Origin of the sequence: Streptomyces sp. NPDC002055, from assembly GCF_040296705.1 — a bacterium.
In the GTDB taxonomy this organism is placed as follows: domain Bacteria; phylum Actinomycetota; class Actinomycetes; order Streptomycetales; family Streptomycetaceae; genus Streptomyces.
Map to the genome: position 1 here is coordinate 1 of NZ_JBEOXS010000162.1, position 1,104 is coordinate 1,104.

Consider the following 1,104-nt stretch of genomic DNA (forward strand, 5'->3'; position numbering starts at 1 on the left):
CTAGGGCGCGTATCGAGTCGTGATCACCGGGTGCTCCGGATGAGGTCTGTAACCCAGATCATCGAGGCGCGCAGGTGGAGGCCGGCGAGGAAGCTCCCTGGGGTTTTGTCGTAGCGAGTCGCTATGCCCCGCCATGCCTTCATCCTGTTGATCGCGCGTTCGACGGTGTTCCGTTCCTTGTAGAGCTCGGTGTCGTGGCTGACGGGCCTGCCGCCCCCGCTGCCCTTCTTCTTCCGGTTGGCGGCCTGGTCCTTCTTCTCCGGGATCACCGCCTTGATACGGCGTTTGCGCAGGTGGGCGCGGTTGCCGCGGGACGAGTAAGCCTTGTCTCCGGCGACCGCGCCGGGCCGGGTGCGGGGACGGCCGACGGGCCCGCGCACCCGCACCTTCTTCAGGACGGGGATGAACTGCGGACTGTCCGCTGCCTGGCCCGCGGTCAGGATGAACGCCAGTGGGCGGCACTTGCGGTCGGCGGCGAGGTGGACCTTGCTGGTCTGCCCGCCCCTGGAGCGTCCGAGGAGGGCGGCCTTCAGCCGGAGTTTCCGTCGCCGCTGGATGCGTCGTCGCTCTTCCCTCGCGGGGTCGCTTTCGGGCTCCTGCCCGCTTTGTTCTTCGAGGCCGCCCCTTTTGACCTGGCCTTCTCCTCCTCGGCGGCAGCTTTCTCCAGGGCGGTGACGACGTCGGAGGTGAGGTGCATCCCGGCCGCGTCATGGTGAGCCCGGGCGGTGGTGGAGTCGATGCTGACCAGCGACAGGTCCACATCACCACGCTTCGCGGCCTCCGCGATCAGGCCCTCCAGCAGAGCCTCGAAGACACCGGCGTCACGCCACTGCCTGAAGCGGTTGTGGACGGTCGACCAGGCGCCGAACTCCGTCGGCATCTCCCGCCACTGCCCGCCCGTCTTGAACCGCCAGATCACGCCCTCGAACTGCTGCCGCAGCCGCGCGGGGTACGGGCCGTACTCGCCGATCGGCAGGTACGGCTCGATGAACTGCCACTCTGGGCCGGTCAGTTGTACGCGCGTCACGTAAGACGGTCTATCGGACCGAACCCTGCCACGAAGGCACATCCCGCAGATTGATCACGACTCGATACGCGCCCTAG

General features: G+C 67.7%; 1 pseudogene. It reads right to left on the reverse strand.

From position 1 onward, the window contains the following. Positions 1 to 23: 23 nt before the first annotated feature. Positions 24 to 1,027, reverse strand: a pseudogene (locus tag ABT112_RS35295) (IS5 family transposase). Positions 1,028 to 1,104: the final 77 nt, after the last annotated feature.